The 17854-nt window shown below is 55.0% G+C and carries 16 protein-coding genes; 11 read left to right on the forward strand and 5 right to left on the reverse strand.

What is annotated here, in order from left to right; translation table 11 throughout:
* Positions 1-377: 377 nt before the first annotated feature.
* The gene (locus CSQ89_RS14960; RefSeq protein WP_099406950.1) at positions 378-836 is read right to left on the reverse strand and encodes a rhodanese-like domain-containing protein; all 459 of its coding nucleotides are present in this window, start codon (positions 834-836) and stop codon (positions 378-380) included.
* Between the two features lie 258 nt (positions 837-1094).
* Here CSQ89_RS14960 and pdxR point away from each other — a divergent pair, with 258 nt between their 5' ends.
* Positions 1095-2399 (forward strand): MocR-like pyridoxine biosynthesis transcription factor PdxR, encoded by a 1305-nt coding sequence (pdxR, locus tag CSQ89_RS14965; RefSeq protein WP_255408652.1) that lies wholly within the window; start codon positions 1095-1097, stop codon positions 2397-2399.
* A gap of 483 nt (positions 2400-2882) precedes the next feature.
* The gene (locus tag CSQ89_RS14970; RefSeq protein WP_099406938.1) at positions 2883-4214 is read left to right on the forward strand and encodes a tetratricopeptide repeat protein; all 1332 of its coding nucleotides are present in this window, start codon (positions 2883-2885) and stop codon (positions 4212-4214) included.
* 243 nt (positions 4215-4457) lie between these two features.
* On the opposite strand, the gene CSQ89_RS14975 is transcribed toward CSQ89_RS14970, so the two are convergent.
* Together CSQ89_RS14975 and CSQ89_RS14980 are read right to left on the reverse strand one after the other, a co-directional pair.
* A complete protein-coding gene (locus tag CSQ89_RS14975) occupies positions 4458-5336 on the reverse strand; it encodes a cation diffusion facilitator family transporter (RefSeq protein WP_199065585.1) in 879 nt (292 codons plus the stop codon).
* A 99-nt stretch (positions 5337-5435) separates the two neighbouring features.
* On the reverse strand, positions 5436-5918 hold the full coding sequence (locus CSQ89_RS14980; RefSeq protein WP_099406940.1) for an Lrp/AsnC family transcriptional regulator: 483 nt from the start codon (positions 5916-5918) through the stop codon (positions 5436-5438).
* Positions 5919-6141: 223 nt separating this feature from the next.
* On the opposite strand from CSQ89_RS14980, the gene CSQ89_RS14985 reads away from it, so the two are divergent.
* The 9 genes from CSQ89_RS14985 (at position 6142) to CSQ89_RS15025 (ending at position 14968) form a co-directional block, all read left to right on the forward strand.
* Positions 6142-6951 (forward strand): phenylalanine 4-monooxygenase, encoded by an 810-nt coding sequence (locus CSQ89_RS14985; protein ID WP_099406941.1) that lies wholly within the window; start codon positions 6142-6144, stop codon positions 6949-6951.
* 6 nt (positions 6952-6957) lie between these two features.
* Positions 6958-8046, forward strand: coding sequence for a 4-hydroxyphenylpyruvate dioxygenase (gene hppD / locus CSQ89_RS14990; protein WP_099406942.1), 1089 nt, complete (start codon positions 6958-6960; stop codon positions 8044-8046).
* Between the two features lie 48 nt (positions 8047-8094).
* On the forward strand, positions 8095-9225 hold the full coding sequence (locus tag CSQ89_RS14995) for a homogentisate 1,2-dioxygenase (RefSeq protein WP_099406943.1): 1131 nt from the start codon (positions 8095-8097) through the stop codon (positions 9223-9225).
* Positions 9226-9337: 112 nt separating this feature from the next.
* The gene (locus tag CSQ89_RS15000) at positions 9338-10321 is read left to right on the forward strand and encodes a fumarylacetoacetate hydrolase family protein (RefSeq protein ID WP_099406944.1); all 984 of its coding nucleotides are present in this window, start codon (positions 9338-9340) and stop codon (positions 10319-10321) included.
* 51 nt (positions 10322-10372) lie between these two features.
* Positions 10373-11140, forward strand: a complete 768-nt coding sequence (locus CSQ89_RS15005; protein WP_099406945.1) for a substrate-binding periplasmic protein — start codon at positions 10373-10375, stop codon at positions 11138-11140.
* 92 nt (positions 11141-11232) lie between these two features.
* The gene (maiA, locus tag CSQ89_RS15010) at positions 11233-11880 is read left to right on the forward strand and encodes a maleylacetoacetate isomerase (RefSeq protein WP_099406951.1); all 648 of its coding nucleotides are present in this window, start codon (positions 11233-11235) and stop codon (positions 11878-11880) included.
* Between the two features lie 480 nt (positions 11881-12360).
* A complete protein-coding gene (locus CSQ89_RS15015) occupies positions 12361-13323 on the forward strand; it encodes an ABC transporter substrate-binding protein (protein ID WP_099406946.1) in 963 nt (320 codons plus the stop codon).
* A 19-nt stretch (positions 13324-13342) separates the two neighbouring features.
* Positions 13343-14164 (forward strand): ABC transporter permease, encoded by an 822-nt coding sequence (locus CSQ89_RS15020; RefSeq protein WP_099406947.1) that lies wholly within the window; start codon positions 13343-13345, stop codon positions 14162-14164.
* 12 nt (positions 14165-14176) lie between these two features.
* Positions 14177-14968 (forward strand): ABC transporter ATP-binding protein, encoded by a 792-nt coding sequence (locus tag CSQ89_RS15025; RefSeq protein WP_099406948.1) that lies wholly within the window; start codon positions 14177-14179, stop codon positions 14966-14968.
* Positions 14969-15233: 265 nt separating this feature from the next.
* Here the strand turns inward: CSQ89_RS15025 and clsB are convergent, their stop codons facing one another.
* Positions 15234-16394, reverse strand: a complete 1161-nt coding sequence (gene clsB / locus CSQ89_RS15030; protein WP_099406949.1) for a cardiolipin synthase ClsB — start codon at positions 16392-16394, stop codon at positions 15234-15236.
* Between the two features lie 60 nt (positions 16395-16454).
* Positions 16455-17294: an endonuclease/exonuclease/phosphatase family protein gene (locus CSQ89_RS15035; RefSeq protein WP_255408651.1), complete on the reverse strand. Its 840-nt coding sequence runs from the start codon at positions 17292-17294 to the stop codon at positions 16455-16457.
* Positions 17295-17854: the final 560 nt, after the last annotated feature.

Consider the following 17854-nt stretch of genomic DNA (forward strand, 5'->3'; position numbering starts at 1 on the left):
TTGCCGAATTGTTCCAGCAGTTCGGCGGAAATCGAGGGCAAGGCTATGGGCTGGGTTTTCTGTTTGCGAGGCATACACTCTCCTTGGGAGCATGATATGCCCTGAACACGAAATTACTGACAGGCCCCTCGATAGCTTGGTTGTCGCGACTTACAATCTAACAGTTCAACGCATCACTTGATCAAATGGTATATCTCACCAGTTTCGTGCAAGCCATATGTATCATGCCGGCATCTATCGCAGTCGCCAGGCGCATGGCATGGCATGGCCGGGTGGTGGTCTCTCCTCTCAAAGGCGGCATGAGTTCTGGGTATAGCCAAGTCAGGCTGGTGGCATTACCTACTGCCGTCGACCAAATGAAAGTCTCTCATCCATGCTCAGGCACAGCCACAAGATGATGGGGGCAGGTTTGGTGCGAGCCCACCGGCCGCTTCGCCGTTGACAAGCGGATGGCCGTCGCGCAGCCAGAAATCCACCCCGCCCAGCATTTCCTTTACCTTGAAACCCAGCGCCGCCAACTTGTAAGCGCGCTGGGTCGAACCGTTGCAGCCTATGCCGTCACAATAAGTCACGTAGGTCTTTTTGCGATCCAGTCCAGCAGTACTTTGTGCATCTATGGTGCGATGGGGAAAACTGATGGCGCCGGGAATATGTCCAGCCAGGTAATGACCATGCGCCCGCGTATCAACCACGACGATCTCGTCCACACCGGCCTTGAGATCCTCTGCCACATCCCAGGCATCGGTGTGAAAGGCCAGCTTGGCTTGCATATAGGCTGCGCTATCGGAAGGGAGGGGGGCGGGTGTCTGTAGTACAGAGGAAGTTGTTGGCTGCATGGTTAGGTCCTTGTTCAATCGAGTGGGTGTAGTCTGCCCGCTATTTGGTAGTATCAGTAATGCCAATTTATCGCTATTGACCAGACCAATGTCCCCCAATGGCACACACCCGGGTTTGTGGCTGAATCTTTTCCAGGCAGCTCAAAGCAACCAGCTCCCCTTGCGCTCGCAATTGTGCGTCGCCTTGCGTGAAGCGATTCGTTCCGGCGCAGTGATGTATCCAGAACGATTGCCCGCCACCCGCACGCTGCGGCTGATCTGGGCATTTCACGCGTCACGGTGGAAGCCGCTTATGGCCAATTGGAAGCAGAGGGCTATCTTGCCCGGCGGGTCGGCCAGGGCAGCTTCGTGGCGGCACGGTTTGCCCGGCCGCCGACCGAAACAGTGCCACCCTTGCGCACCACTGCGCTGGCTGCATTGTCGCAACGCGGCCATCAATTGGTGCGCGGTGGTGGCTGCAGTGATCCACTGACGCCGTTTGCGTTTGCCGCCGGCAGTCCCGATCTGCGCGTATTCCCGCACGACACTTGGCGCCAGCTATGCAACCAGCGCCTGCGTCATGAGGCCGCTACACTGGCAGGCTATGGCGATCCACAGGGCTATGCCCCGCTGCGGATGGCCATCGCTGCCTATCTGCATCAGGCATGCGATGTTCGTGGCAGCGCCGACCAGGTGCTGGTGCTGACAAGCTCGCAGCAAGCCCTACATCTATTGGGTAGCCTGTTACTGGACGAAGGCGATGTGGTCTGGATGGAAGAACCTGCCTATCGGGGTGCCCGCACTGCTTTGGCCGCCACTGGCGCGAGGTTGGTACCTGTCCCGGTCGATGGCGAAGGCATGTGCCCCAGCGATGATCTGCCACTGCCTCGTTTGATCTACCTTACCCCCTCGCACCAGTATCCCACTGGCTGTGCACTCAGTCTGTCACGTCGGCAGGCCTTGCTGGAGATCGCCCGCAAGCAAGGTTGCTGGATTATCGAAGATGACTATGACAGCGAATTCCATTTTGACGGTCGTCCACATCCTGCCATGCAGGGGCTGGACCGGCATGACCGGGTAATCTACCTGGGTACTTTCTCCAAAGCCCTATTTCCATCGCTGCGACTCGCCTATGCCATGCTGCCAGCCGCCTTGTTGGAACCGGCCATTACCGTTCGCACCCTTTATGACGGCCACAGCAACCAACTAATGCAGGCGGTAACGGCGGACTTTATCAACCGCGGCCACTTCGCCACCCACTTGCGCTATATGCGCCAGCTTTATCGGAGTCGCCGCGATCTATTGCTGGATGAAATCACAGCCAAGCTATCCCATTTGCTACGCATTCATCCCAGTCCTGGTGGCTTACAAGTCCTGGTGGAGCTGCCACCAGGCAGCGAGACCCGTTTGACCCGCCAAGCCCAAGCTGTCGGCGTTGCCACACCCGGTTTGCAGTCGCTCTATCTCACGCCCCCCGGTCGCGATGGCTGGCTATTAGGCTTCGCCGCCCTAAGCATGGATAAAATAAGGGCAGGCGTACATCGCCTGCAAGTGTTGCGCGCAGACTTGCCCTTTACGGACTGATTGCGCCATAAGGCAGGTTAGCTGTAGAAAATTGACCGTAAATTACTTCGGGCAGCTGGCGGTCGGTGAACCTGCATGTGACTTGGCAACTGCCGGGACACTCTTATTGATAAACGTCGGGATACTTTTTGCACGATGCTGCCGTTTAAGCCAAGAATTTGGACCCGTGTTTGGATCCTATGGCGTTGCCTGAGCGTAGCGGCAGACTACATTAACTGGAACACTGCTGAGGTTACACAACCTACGTATTATCGACAAAGTGCTTGCAGATCATAATACAAGTCCTGAATTACGAACCCTAAGCTGTCCGCTTTGAATTGTCTGCTGCCAGCCAAAAGGAGACAGTCACCACTTGGCAAAGTCTGCCCTGATTTCATATCGGCAAACTCAACGAATTCGAACAAATCAGGCATTTCGCCACTATTACAATAGCTTAGTGCACGTTATCTTCCGGATTTAGCATCACCCTTTTGAGTAGATAACGTGAAGAAAAAACTATTAAACGCACTGCTAGCATTTTCGCTTGTACTGATTGGCAGTGTGGGCTCTTCAGCTTATGCCGACACCGCCGAGTTGAAAGCGCTCAACGACCAGGCTGAAACGCTTTACAAACAAGGCAATTATGATGGTGCCATTGCGGTGGCCAACAAGTCACTCACGGTTGCCGAAAAGTCATTCAGCTCCGATCACCCGGAGGTGGCCACCAGCCTGAATAACCTAGCAGCGCTGTACGACACCCAAGGCCAATATGCCAAAGCCGAGCCCTTATACCAGCGATCATTGGCGATAAGGGAGCAGGCCCTGGGGTCCGATCACCCTGCTGTGGCCACCAGCCTGAACAACCTGGCATGGTTGTACGCCACCCAAGGCCAGTACGCCAAAGCTGAACCGCTGTACCAGCGATCCTTAGCGATCAGGGAGCGGGCTCTGGGCTCCGATCATCCTAATGTGGCCACCAGCCTGAACAACCTGGGAGGGCTGTACGACACCCAAGGCCAATACGCCAAAGCTGAACCCTTATACCAGCGATCATTGGCGATCTGGGAGCAGGCCCTGGGTTCCGATCACCCTGCTGTGGCCACTAGCTTGAACAACCTGGCATTGCTGTACGCTAACCAAGGCCAATATGCTAAAGCTGAACCCTTCTACCAGCGATCATTGGCGATCAGGGAAAAGGCTCTGGGGCCCGATCACCCTAATGTGGCCATCAGCCTGAACAACCTGGGAGGGCTGTACGACACTCAAGGCCAATATGCCAAGGCCGAGCCCTTATACCAGCGATCATTGGAGATCAGTGAGAAGGCTCTGGGGTCCGATCACCCTGATGTGGCCCAAAGTCTGAACAACCTGGCATTGCTGTACGCTAACCAAGGCCAATACGCTAAAGCTGAACCCTTATACCAGCGATCATTGGCGATCTGGGAGCAGGCCCTGGGGTTCGATCACCCTGATGTGGCCACTAGCTTGAACAACCTGGCATTGCTGTACGCTAACCAAGGCCAATACGCTAAAGCTGAACCCTTATACCAGCGATCATTGGCGATCAGGGAAAAGGCTCTGGGGCCCGATCACCCTAATGTGGCCATCAGCCTGAACAACCTGGGAGGGCTGTACGACACTCAAGGCCAATATGCCAAGGCCGAGCCCTTATACCAGCGATCATTGGCAATTTGGCAGAATGCCCTGGGGCCTGATCATCCTCATGTGGCCACCAGCCTGAACAGCCTGGTGAAGTTGTATCGAGCAACGAATCGCAACAAAGATGCGGATCGCCTGCAATTGCGAGCAAAAGCCATTCTGGACATCAAACGCTAAAAGTCGATTTGTAATTAAAATGGGTCGGGCCAGATTTATCTGCCGTTTCCGGTTGCGTGAGAGCCTGAGGGTGAAATTCCCTTAGGCTACTCGACCAATTAGTGTCCAAAGCGCAGGTGAGAGTGAGCCCTTAATTCTTGATTTGGTATGTCCACTTTTTGCTGTCAGTTGCCACTCAAAAGCAGGTAGTTGCAACCTTTATCACCAATAGCGTTTCCACTTCCAAAGTTAGGTCAACAGCGACTAGTCTGCTGGTTCGACATGAATAGTTACTTGGCATCGTGCCAGTTGCTGCTGGATATGGGCTTCCAGCTGGTCGCATAACGCATGGCTCTTGGCGACGGTCATGTTACCGGGCACATTCAGTTTGAATTCTACGAATCGCTTATTACCTGACTTACGCGTGCGCAGCGCATGGTGCCGGGCGTTGTTAGGCAAAGCTTGTTGAATGGCGGATTCAATCTGAGTCAGCTCGGTATCGGGCAGCGCGCTGTCCATCAGGCCGTCTGCGGAGCGGCGCAGCAAGTGGGTTCCGATACGCAAGATATTGATGGCAACCAAGATGGCGATGAGTGGGTCCAGGAAAGCCCAGCTGGGGGGCAGTAGCATCAGCAAGCCTAAGGCGATAGCCACCCCTAGTGACGTCCAGACATCTGACAAGAGGTGATGGGCATCGGCTTCCAATGTGATGCTGTCGTGGCGCTTGGCGTAGCGCAACAGTGCTATGGCTGTACCTGCATTGACAGCGGTTGCCAACATCGAAATCACTATGCCCCAACCAATGCTTTCCATAGGCGTGGGGTGCATTAGCTTATGCAGGCTCTCGTAAACAATGCTGATGGCGGCAATGATGATGAGGGCGCCTTCGAAACCGCTAGAGAAATATTCGGCTTTTTCATGCCCCCAAGGGTGTTCCCGGTCGGCTGGCTTGGCGGCAATGCTAAGTGCAACCAGACCAGCAATGGCAGCGGCCAGGTTGACAAAGGATTCCAACGCATCGGAATACAGGCTGACTGAGCCGGTAAGGTGGTAGGCGAGGAATTTCAATCCCAATGTGATGCACGCAGCTGCGATGGAGAGCATCGCCATATGGCGAGGAGTAATTTGAATTCGGGTGTGCATGGCGTGTTTCTGCGTAACCACTATAAAGGGTACCTTTTAAAATCTATTCAAAATCCATCGTGAGTAGGCCATAAAAATACGGCACTTTTGAGGGCACTCTCATACCTTGTTGCTACCTAGATGAGCCAGCGGCAGGGCGGTGGTTTGTTTGATGGCTTGCAATACAAAGCTCGATTTCACGTCGAGGACGCCGGGGTGTTGCAGCAGCGTATCCATCACAAAACGGGAAAAGTGCGCCAGGTCTTCGAATACCACCCGCAATAGATAGTCCATTTCGCCTGCCATGGCGTGGCAGGCCACTACTTCGGGCCATGCTTGTACCGCCACCGCGAAGGTGGCGAATTGTCGCTCTCGTTTGTCGAGCATCACGCGTACGAAGGCTTCCAACCCCAGGCCTACCTTTGCCGGTTCCAGCAAGGCGACATAGCGGGCGATGACGCCTTCCTGCTCCAAACGTTTGAGTCGGCGCAACGTGGGTGAGGGCGACAGGTTGATTGCGTCGGCAAGTTCGAGATTGCTTAATCGACCGTCTTTTTGCAGAGCGTCGAGGATTTTTATATCGACTTTATCCAGATCAGTCATTTTTGCGCTATAGGCCTATTTTTTTAGCATTTTATGCCAATGCTGCGCTGCTTTCGCGACTATTTGGCAAGCACATTGCGCGCGGGCTTTCGTATCCTTGCTTCATTAAAAATTGCACAATTAAGCTTTGTGCGGTCGCTTTAGGTGTCCGATGTAGTGATGCACCGGGGAATGCAGCGATGCAGAAATAAGCAGCAAGACAATTGTCATGGAGACGACAGTCATGGAAACCGAATTCGTGCCGCGTGGCATGCAGGAATGCATACCCGATTACCGCGATATTCATCAGGTCGAGGTGCCCGCCTATACCGATATCGAGCACCACACCTGGGCACAGTTGTATGCAAATCAGCAGCGTGTGTTGCCTGGGCGAGCATGCAGCGAGTTTATGGAGGGCTTGGCGCAGGTAGAATTTCCCAGCGAGAAAATTCCTGCGCTTGCCCAGATAAGCGACCGCATCAAGGCGAATACTGGCTGGACGTTGACGCGGGTTGATGGGCTCGTCCCCAACTACGAGTTCTTCAAGCTGTTGTCGGAACGCATTTTCCCTTCGACGGATTTTATCCGCCGCCCTGACGAGATCGAATACACCCCAAGCCCGGACATGTTCCATGACCTGCTGGGCCATGCACCACTGTTGCTTAATCCACGCTTTTGCGCCTTTTTTGAGGATTTCGGCAAGGCAGGGGTAGCGGCGTTTGAAAATCCGGCAGTTAATCCGGCTGCGCGGGATTGGCTGCCGCGTATCTACTGGTTCACCGTTGAATATGGCCTTATCCAAAATCTGGACGGCCTGCGTATCTATGGTGCGGGCATTCTCTCCTCGCCCAAGGAAGTGCTGTACAGCTTGTCGGACGGCCCGAAGAAGCTGCCTTTCGACCTTGATGAGATTGCCAACAAGACCTACGACATCTGGCACATGCAGGAAGAGCTGTTCGTGATCGAAAGCTTCGATCAATTGGAAGACAGTTTCTACGCCTGGGCTCACAACCATGGCTTGCTTGCCGATCGCCGTTCAGAAAACCGGAGTTAAAACACCATGACCGACCAAATCAATCCAATGGGCACCGATGGTTTCGAATTCGTTGAATTTACGGGGCCGGACACCAAAGCGCTGGGTGCGTTGTTTGAGCTGATGGGCTTTAGCGCCATCGCTCGCCATCGTTCCAAAGATTGCGTGCTATATCGCCAAGGCGATATCAACTTGATTGTGAACGCCGAGCCGCATAGCTTCGCATCGCGATTTGCTTCGCAGCACGGGGCTTCGGCTTGCGCTATGGCTTTCCGCGTCAAGGATGCCGCCAAGGCCTATGAGCGCGCCTTGTCGCTGGGCGCATGGGGTGTAGAAAGCCGGCCCAACGCCATGGAAATCAATATTCCTGCCATCAAGGGCATCGGCGATTCGCTGCTATATCTCGTCGACCGCTACGAGGGGAATAGCAAGGCTTCGATCTACGATATGGATTTTGTCCCTATCGAAGGTGCCGATGCTGCATTGGCCAAGAATGATTGCGGCCTGAAGGTGATCGACCATCTCACCCATAACGTCCACCGTGGCGCGATGGATAAGTGGGCGGCCTTTTATGAAGACCTGTTCAACTTCCGTGAGATTCGTTACTTTGATATCGAAGGCAAGCTCACTGGTTTGAAGAGCCGTGCGCTGACCAGCCCCTGTGCCAAGATCCGTATTCCGATCAACGAGTCGTCCGATGACAAGAGCCAGATCGAAGAATACCTGCGCCAGTACAAAGGCGAGGGCATTCAGCATATCGCGCTGACGACCGAGAATATCTACGAGACGATCGAGAAGCTGAAAGCGCGCGGGGTGAAGTTCCTCAGCACGCCGGATACCTATTACGAGTTGCTTGACAAGCGCCTACCGGGCCACGGTGAAGATGTTGCACGCCTTAAAGCCAACAATATTCTGCTTGATGGTGCACCGGGTGATGGTGGTGGTTTACTGCTGCAAATCTTCACCGAAACCTGCATTGGGCCGATCTTCTTCGAAATCATCCAGCGCAAGGGCGATGAAGGCTTTGGCGAAGGCAACTTCCGTGCACTGTTCGAGTCGATTGAGTTGGATCAGGTACGGCGTGGTGTGATTTCGGCGGAGAAGGCGACGGCATAGGCACGGGCGTTAGCGCTTATTGGTGCAAGCGAATGATTGGAGACATGAATGCGCAAATGGATCAGCTTCCCCCACAAGGAAGGCACGGTATCGCGTCAGGCGCATGCCGATTTCCCCAAAGAGGGAATTTACGAGCGGGAAGTAGGCCGCAGCGGCTTTTTTGGCCCGGCGACCCACCTGCATCATACGCATGCCCCAACCGGCTGGAGTAACTGGGAAGGCCCCTTAAGGCCGCGTGCATTTGATTTGAACGAGTTGGATAAGGCAACTGCATTGCCTTGGGATGCACCCAATGTGCTCAACAACCCGCATTGTCAGTTCCGCATCTGGTCGCTAAACGAGAAGATGAACTATCTGGCGCGTAACGGCGACGGTGATGAGCTGATGTTCATCCACGCCGGGGCAGGGGGGTTCTTCTGCGATTATGGCCACCTCAGCATTCGCGATGGCGACTATGTGCTGATTCCACGTTCGACCAGTTGGCGTATCGAACCCTCGGCCCCAATAACCATGTTGCTGATCGAAGCCACTAACGGCAGTTATCAGTTGCCGGACAAAGGTCTGGTTGGCCCGCACGCGATTTTTGATGAAGCCATGTTGGATGTGCCGGCCATCGATGACGCGTTTCGCGCCCAGCAGGGCGAGGTTGATACCCGTGTGGTCATCAAACGCCGTGGCGCGGTGTCTACTGTCACCTACCCGTTCAATCCACTCGATGCGATTGGCTGGCATGGCAACCTGAGTGTCGCCCGCATCAACTGGCGTGATATTCGCCCTTTGATGAGCCATCGGTATCATTTGCCACCGTCCGCGCACAGCACCTTTGTGGCCGAGCGTTTCGTGGTCTGCACCTTTGTGCCGCGGCCGATTGAAAGCGACCCTGGTGCGCTGAAGGTGCCGTTCTACCACAACAACGATGACTACGATGAAGCCATCTTCTACCACGCGGGTGATTTCTTCTCGCGCGACAATATCAAGCCCGGCATGATCACCTTCCACCCTTGCGGCTTCACTCATGGCCCGCATCCGAAAGCCTTTGCGGCGGCGCAAGTGGGCGCGAAGAAGTTTGCCGATGAAGTGGCGGTGATGATCGATGCCCGTGATGCGCTTGATGTGGGTGCCGGACTCGCCAAGGTGGAATGGGCTGGCTATGTGGATAGCTGGAAGCCAAAGACATAAGGTCAGGGTTGGGCGGGTCAATCCGCCTTCTTCGCCTTCTTTTTGTGTTTGATCGGCCCCATCGGCACGACGCCCCAGGTCTGATGCCCCTCTCTACCCAGGAATACCCATAATGAAACTTGCCAGCCTTAAGCATGGTCGCGATGGCCGTTTGGTCGTCGTCAGCCGAGATCTGACCCACTACGTTGCTGTCCCGGATATTGCCGCTACGATGCAGGCTGCGCTGGATGACTGGGCCAATGCCGCCCCATCTTTGCGCGATGTGAGCGATGCGCTCAATGCCGGCCAGCGTCCCGATGCGCACCCCTTCAAACCCGAAGAGTGCGCCGCGCCGCTACCGCGTGCGTATCAGTGGGTGGATGGCTCGGCCTACCTGAACCATGTTGAATTGGTGCGCAAAGCCCGTAATGCTGAAATGCCGCCGTCGTTCTATACCGACCCCCTGATGTACCAAGGTGGCTCGGACGATATGCTGGGCGCACGCGATCCGATCACGATTCGTGACGAGTCATGGGGCACAGATCTGGAAGCTGAGGTTGCCGTCATCACCGATGATGTGGCGATTGGCGTTACGGCGGAAGAGGCTGCGAAGCACGTGCGCCTGGTCATGCTCGTCAACGATGTAAGTCTGCGCAATCTGATTCCGAACGAGTTGGGTAAGGGCTTTGGCTTTGTGCTGTCCAAGCCGGCCAGCGCATTTTCACCGGTGGCCGTTACGCCAGATGAACTGGAAGGCCATTGGCACGACAATCGATTACACCTGCCATTGCGGGTGTGGCTGAATGGTGAGTGGTTTGGTGAACCCAATGCGGGCGAGGAAATGACCTTCAGCCACGCCGACCTGATCGCCCACTTGGCGCGTACCCGTAGGCTGGGGGCAGGTTCAATTGTCGGCTCCGGCACCATTTCCAACAAAGATCGGACGCGCGGTTCTTGTTGTCTGGCGGAAGTGCGAATGATAGAGACCATTGAGCAGGGCGTTGCCAAGACCCCCTTCCTCAAAGCGGGGGATACGGTGAGAATCGATATGTTGGATGCTGTGGGCAATTCGATTTTTGGGAGCATTGAGCAGAAGGTAGTCCTGGGAGCTCGTTAAAACCATGTGCTGAATCATGGCGTTATACTGAGCTTATGCTTGGAGGGTGCCATGATGTCATTCAGACGGTTTTTTATGTTGCTGATGTTTGCCAGCCTGGGGGCTTACCCGCTTGCTGGCGGCATTGTGTTGCAGACCGTAGCGCAGGAAAGTGTGGCGCCCAAATTCATTATGGAAGCGGGGCGGCCTGTGGCAGGTTTGTGCCCCGACATATTCCAGGCTATTACTGCCCTGGATAGTGGGCTCCAGTTCGAAGGCCTGTCCCACCAGCTTTCCACTGCACGTATCGAGCAGGGTTTGGCCCAGGGGCAGATCGATATATTTTGCGGTTTGCTTCGCACGGAAAAGCGGGAAAAATTGGCGCTGTATCTGGAGCCGCCTATCTATGACATGAAACAGCGTGTTGCTGTGCGTGCTGAGGATTCGATAGAGCCGACCAATATGCAGATGCTGAAGCAGGCCAGTGAAGGTGGCTTGGTAATTACAACGGCGGGGGCACCGTATGCAGACGCATTACGGTCGGCAGGTATTCAAGTCGATGCGGGTGCCAGTGATAACCGGGACAATCTACGTAAGCTGATTGTGGGGCGTGGCCGATTTCTCTACCTGAGCGATTATGTTATGCATAACCTTCTTGTTCAGGAGAAGGCAGAAAAAAAAGTACGTGTGCTTGCCGCCATTTTTGAACGTCAGCCGGTTTACATGGTGGTCGGTATGCAGATGAAACCTGCTGTACGTGCCCGTCTTGAGGCTGCCTTGCGCACCTTGACTGCCCAAGGCGAGTTGGATCGTATCGCCAAACGTCATCTCCCTTACTAGTCTCTGCGACATCTCTTGGGTGGCCCCGGTATTGCCACGCATGCCTTTGGTGTAATCGTTGTTATTCAATGTCCTTGGAACCTGAAAGCGCCATGTCTCGAACCCTCTACACTTATTTCCGTTCTTCCGCAGCTTGGCGAGTTCGTATTGCACTGGCTTTGAAAGGCCTTACCTATGAAGCAATCCCCATTCACTTATTGCGCGATGGAGGGCAGCAGCAATCTGTAGCTTATCTGGCGGTGAATCCGCAAGGCTTGGTGCCGGCATTGATTGAGGACGGCAGTACGATTACCCAGTCGTTGGCTATCTGCGAATATCTCGAGGAACGCTACCCGAGTCCGGCGATTCTTCCTGCTGACTTATTGCAGAAAACCAAGGTCCGCTCTTTGGCCTATGTCATCGCATGTGATATCCACCCAATTAACAATCTGCGTGTGTTGCAATACCTCAAGGGCCCAATGGGGCAGGATCAGCAAGCCGTGGATGATTGGTATCGCCACTGGGTTGCGTTGGGGCTGCAGGCGATAGAGGCAGAATTAGAACGCGACAAGAGCGAGCGCTTTTGTGTCGGCAGTACTGTCTCGCTGGCGGATATCTGCCTTGTCCCGCAGGTGTTCAACGCCCGCCGCTTCAAGCTCGACCTTACGCCATTCCCACGTGTTGTCGCGATTGACGCCCATCTGAACACCCTGCCTGCATTTACCTACACGCAACCTGCGAAGCAGGCAGATGCAGAGTAGGTTCAGGTATTACCTCCGCCAAGCGTGGAGCCACAATTAAAAAGCGCCCGATTAAATCGGGCGTCTTACATTCTACGACGCGGCAATCCGTAATTGTCGATGGGCTTTCCACCATATAAGCAGCTGTAAAAGTTGCTTTACCATCATGTCACATAGATCGCCATATGGCGCTTAGAACCTGTTTACGAACTATCACGAGCAACCGTCAGCAGGGTGAAGCGCAGCGCAGAAACCGGAATGTACTGAGGTACATGAGGATTTCGAGCAGCACATGAGCCTTGATCACGGTTGCGCAGTAAGAACCTGTCTAAAGTCTGCTACGCGTCGGCAATACCGCGTTGAAAACACTCTCGGAATGCTCATTTACCATTCGTAAACTCTGCTTCCTCGGCTGTTTTCGCCTTGTCTTGCCTTAGCTCGCGAGACTTTACACAGGCTCTAAGAGCGAAACAGGTTCTAAATAAATTGGAGACAACCGCAATGAAACACCTCATTACCGCCCTGATAGCTGTTCTCACGCTCACTGCCGCTCAGGCGGATGAAGCAGTGATCCGCCTCGGTAACCTACGTTTTGCTCACTACGGCGCCGTATCGTACGTAAAAGAGATTGCCCCCCAGTGTGGTTTCAAGGTGGAAGAACGTTTCTTCGCCAAAGGGCTGGATATCATGCCGGCCATTATTGCGGGTGAGGTCGACGTTGCAGCCAGCGCAGCGGATGCCGCCATTGCAGGCCGGGCTGCTGGCGTGCCAATTTATGCGGTTGCGGGTTTTGCCAAAGGCGGGGCGCGCATCGTGGTGGGCAAGGATAGTGGCATCAAGGCCATTGCCCAGTTCAAGGGCAAGAAAGTCGGTGTGGCGCGCGGTGGTGCGCAGGAGCTTTTACTGCTCGCTGAACTGGCTAAGTTCAACCTGACATGGTCCGACCAGCCGGGTAAGGATGTGCAGATCGTCTACATGCCGTTTGCCGACCTGAACCAGGCGTTGATGCAAAAGCAGATTGATGCCATGGCTCAGTCGGAACCCCAAGCTTCGCAAGCTTTGAACAAAAACTGGGGGGTGGAGTTGCTCAAGCCTTACGACACGCCGATGGGAGAGCCGATCCGTACCCTGGTGATGACGGAGAAGCTGTACAACAACAAGCCATTGGCCGAGAAGTTCATGAAGTGTTTTGTGCAGGCGACCAAGCGCTTTATGGATGAGCCCAAGACTGCCGAAGCCTATGTGCGCACCAATATGTTCAAGAACCAGATCACGGTTGACGACTTTCAGGACGCGATTGGCAACAGCCCGTATGTCTATGAGTTGACCAGCGATCATATGCAGGTCACGACGGACTTCATGGTCAAGTATGGCGTAGGCAAGATGGCCAAGCCGCCCGTTGCTAAGGATTGGGTCAAGCTCGATCTGTTGGCAAAGGCCAAGGCTGTGCTGGGTGTGAACTGAACCGGGTGGAGCCACGACTATGACGTTGAAAAAACTGGGCGCCGCATTGGTTGGCGCTGTGGTTCCGCTGGTTGCTGTGCTGCTATGGCAGCTGGCGGCCAGCCTGGAATGGATCAATCCGCATATCCTGCCCTCGCCATGGGCAGTCTTCAAGAAGTGGTATGAGTACGCCACGCCGCTTCTGCCCTACGACCCCGCCCAGGGCAGCTACACCAAGTGGCTGTTCTCGGGCGAGTTGATGGTCGATTCGGTATCCAGCCTGTATCGCGTATTGGTAGGGTTTGGCATTGGTGCTGGGCTTGCTTTGCCGCTGGGCCTGATGATGGGTGCGAGCAACAAGGTTAATGCCATATTCAACCCCCTGGTGCAGATACTGCGGCCGATTCCGCCTATTGCTTACATTCCTCTATCAATCCTGTGGTTTGGACTGGGCAACCCGCCGGCTATTTTCCTGATTGCCATTGGGGCCTTCTTCCCGGTACTCATGAATACCATCGCTGGTGTGCGGCAGGTCGACTCGATCTATATCCGTGCGGCACGCAACCTGGGGGTAGACCAGCTGACGATGTTCACCAAGGTCATGCTGCCGGCAGCGACCCCCTACATTTTGTCTGGCGCACGTATCGGTATGGGTACGGCGTTCATTGTGGTTATCGTGTCTGAGATGATCGCGGTGAATAACGGTCTGGGTTTCCGCATTCTGGAAGCACGCGAGTACTTCTGGTCGGACAAGATCATCGCCGGCATGTTCAGTATCGGCCTGATTGGCTTGGCTATCGATACCTTGATGAGTCGTTTGAACAACCATCTGCTGCGCTGGCACCGCGGCCTCGAAAACTAAGGAGAGGCAGATATGAGCCAAATCAGCGTGCAGAATGTGCAAAAGGTCTTCAAGACGCCGGGAGACGATGTCATTGCCCTGCGCGATATCAACCTGGAAATCTCAGCCGGTCAGTTTGTCTGTCTGTTGGGCCCTTCCGGTTGCGGTAAGTCGACTTTATTGAATGCGGTAGCGGGGTTTTCGTTACCTACTGCCGGCAAAATTCTGGTGAATAACCAGCCAGTGATTGAACCTGGGCCCGATCGCGGCATGGTGTTCCAGGAGTATGCCCTCTTCCCCTGGATGACTGTCGCGCAGAACATCGCCTTTGGTTTGAAGGTAAAGAAGGTCAGCCCGACGGAGATCGAGGCCAAGGTGGCCAGCCTGTTGGAAAAACTCAAGCTGAAGGAATTTCGCAATCGTTATCCGAAGGACCTGTCAGGCGGCATGCGCCAACGGGTGGCGATTGCCCGGGTGCTGGCATTGGATTCGCCCATCATGCTGATGGATGAGCCATTTGGTGCACTGGATGCGCTGACCCGTCGTAGTCTGCAGGATGAGCTGCTGAAAATCTGGCAGGAGTTCGGCAAGACGATTCTGTTTGTCACTCATAGCATCGAGGAGTCGATCTACCTTGCCGACCGCATTGTGGTGCTGACGTATCGGCCCGGTACGATCAAGCAGGATGTGATGGTGACGATGTCGCGCCCGCGCGATGCCAGCTCCGCCGAATTCAACGCCCTGAAGCGAGAGCTTTCATTGATGGTGATGGAAGAGCAGCAGCGGCACGAAGCGGTTGAAATGGCTGGGTTGACGACGGACTGATTGCGTCGTATTCGAACCCTATCAGTAGAGGGACATAAAGCCTGGACGCGTTGCGATGCGCTATTCAGGCTTTATTTACTCTCAGTTACTCTCAGCAAATCGGCACCACTGAGAACAGGTCTAAAGTCTCGCGAGCTAAGACAAGATAAGGCAAAAACAGCCGAGGAAGCGGAGTTTACAAGTGGTAAATGAGCATTCCGAGGGTGTTTTCAACACCATATTGCCGACGCGCAGCAGACTTTAGGCAGGGTCTGAGAGGACATAGTTATTCACGGTATTCCCGCTTGCCATAGCCGGTAAGCCCCATCAGGCCGCGCACTAGTTGATATGCCAACCAGGGCAGGGCGCGTTGCCACCAGCGGGCACGTTTTACGTGGTGGATATGCACGGTAGTGGCGTGTTGATCGATATGCAGTTGGATGTCAGTGCGCAGCGCCTCGGCCAAGGTTTTATCCATCGCGACAATATTTGCTTCGCGCGCAGTGAGCAGGCTGAAAGGGTCGATATTCGACGACCCCACGGTCAACCATTCCCTGTCTATCACAGCGACCTTGGCATGCATGAAGCCGATGGTGTATTCGTGAATCGTTACACCAGCCGCCAACAGTGGGCCATACAGCACGCGTGTAGCGTAATGCAATAGCGCTTGGTCAATACGGCCCTGCAGCAAGATCACTACCTTCACGCCTCGTTTGGCGGCGGTGACGAGCGCATGGCGCAAGGAAATTCCAGGCAAGAAGTAGGCGTTGGCGATCACCACTTCCTGTCGTGCTTTGTTGATTGCGTCAAGGTAGGCGCTTTCTATGGCGCGGCGGTGACGCAGATTATCGCGCTTGACCAGCTTGGCTTTGATATCCCCGCAAGGGGCGGGCAGTGTTCCCCTGCGAGGAAGCCGATGCCATTCCATTTTGAATTGCGACCAGCAGGTCTGCTGCCATAGGGCTGCCGCCGCAGCACGTATTTGCCTGGTTAATGGCCCGCGCAGCGCCAAGGCATAGTCATAGCGTGGGGCAAGGTCGGGCCCATCATGGTCTTCGAGGATATTGATGCCGCCAACAAAGCCTAGCTGGCCGTCGATGGACACCAACTTACGATGCATTCGGCGCAGTCGTTGGCGATTGATTGCGAATGAAGAATGTTCGGGCCGGAAGAACAGCAGCCGTACCCCAGCCTTGGCCAGGCTCTCGCGGAAAGCCGGGGGTAGGTCACGCGCGCCGAAACCATCGATCAATAGCTGTACGCTGACGCCACGCCGTGCCGCCCGCATCAACGCTGCCGATACTTGTCGGCCTATCTTGTCTGGCTTGTACAAATAGCTTTCCAAGAAAATTTCATGGCGGGCCGCATTAAGGGCGGTCAGCAGCGCAGGGAAGTATTCGGTACCGCTACGCAGCAGCGCCAGTTGATTACCACTATACCATTGCATATTGCGAGGGCTCGTGACCGGCAGCGCAGCCAGCAGGCTGCCGGATATGCTTGGACTGCATTAGCTCACCTGCTTACGTTTTTCTTCATCGACGATGTCCGATGAAGCGCGCTCTGCTGCGGCGGTCGTCAATACCTGTGGGCCCAGTCGGACAGTGGCAGTCAAGGGGACATGATCGCTAAGTTTGCCCCATTCCTTGCCGCTATGCGTCTCGGCGTGTTCCACCTGCAAGCCGCGTAGATAGATGCGGTCCAACGTCAGGAGCGGCAACTTGGCAGGAAAGGTTGCCGCCAGCCTGCCATGCAGGCTTTGAAAAGCCTCACGCAGGTCCAGTCCTTCACGCAGCAAACCACAGGCTTCGCGCTGCCAGTCATTGAAGTCGCCAGCCACAATCAAGGGCTCATGCTGGGGAATCTGTTGGCAGACGTAGTCCACCAGCGTTTGAAGTTGTTGGCGTCTATCCGCGGCACGCAAGTTAAGGTGCACGCATAGCGCATGCAGCGGGACATCGCATCCCGGCAGTGCGACCACGCTGTGCAGCAGGCCCCGTCGCTCAAACTGGTTCAGGCTCACATCCTGGTTATGCCAACGCACGATGGGATGGCGGCTGAGCAAGGCATTGCCGTGATGCCCTGTCCGGTATTCGGCATTGCAGCCATACACGTGGTGGAGTTGCTCGTCGGCCAGGAAAGCCTGTTGCGACGCGGTTGGCCAGTCGGCATGCCGGCTGGCGCGTTGATGGTGTTCCCCTTGTACTTCCTGCAGAAATACCAGGTCGGCGGTTAGTCCGCCCAACGCATGTTTGATGTCGGGCAGCACATGCCGCCGATTGAATATCGACATGCCTTTATGAATGTTGTAGGTGGCTATTTTGATTAGGAAGCTGCTTGAATCATTCACTTACTAACCTTTCAATACGCTGAAGGCGGGATAGCGTAGACATGCTATATAACCGCAAAAATCGCCCCACGGAAGTGTGGGCCTCGAACTTCTTGGTACGAAGCACCGTAGCAGTGCGGCGTTCCCCTTGCGGGGGCTGTCGAGCAACATATGAGCCCTGGCCATGGCGCACGTCGGCAATATGGCATTGAAAACGTCCTCGGCATGCGCATTTGCCCCTTGTAAACCCCGCTTCCTCGGCTGTTTTCGCTTGGTCCGCGAGAATTTAGACAGGTTATTACAACGGTAGCTTAAAGCCCGTTCCCCAACCACCCATCGCGCTGCGTGCTGGGTCGCTGTCGAGACACCTGACAAGCGCCCACGTGGCGAATATGGAGGATAAACACGGGCGGTGGCCAGTATGGTGACCCATTATTCCTGGCATTCTAATATTTAACTGATGTTACGCAGTGCATACGCTAACCTGTCGCCATGAAGAACAAAGAACTCGATTTGTACACCGACTATTTGCTGAGCACGTTTGGCGCGGCGACAGCAACGGGCTTGTCGGCGATGGTAGG

The sequence above is a fragment of the Chitinimonas sp. BJB300 genome, assembly GCF_002735695.1.
Classification (GTDB): Bacteria; Pseudomonadota; Gammaproteobacteria; order Burkholderiales; family Chitinimonadaceae; genus Chitinimonas.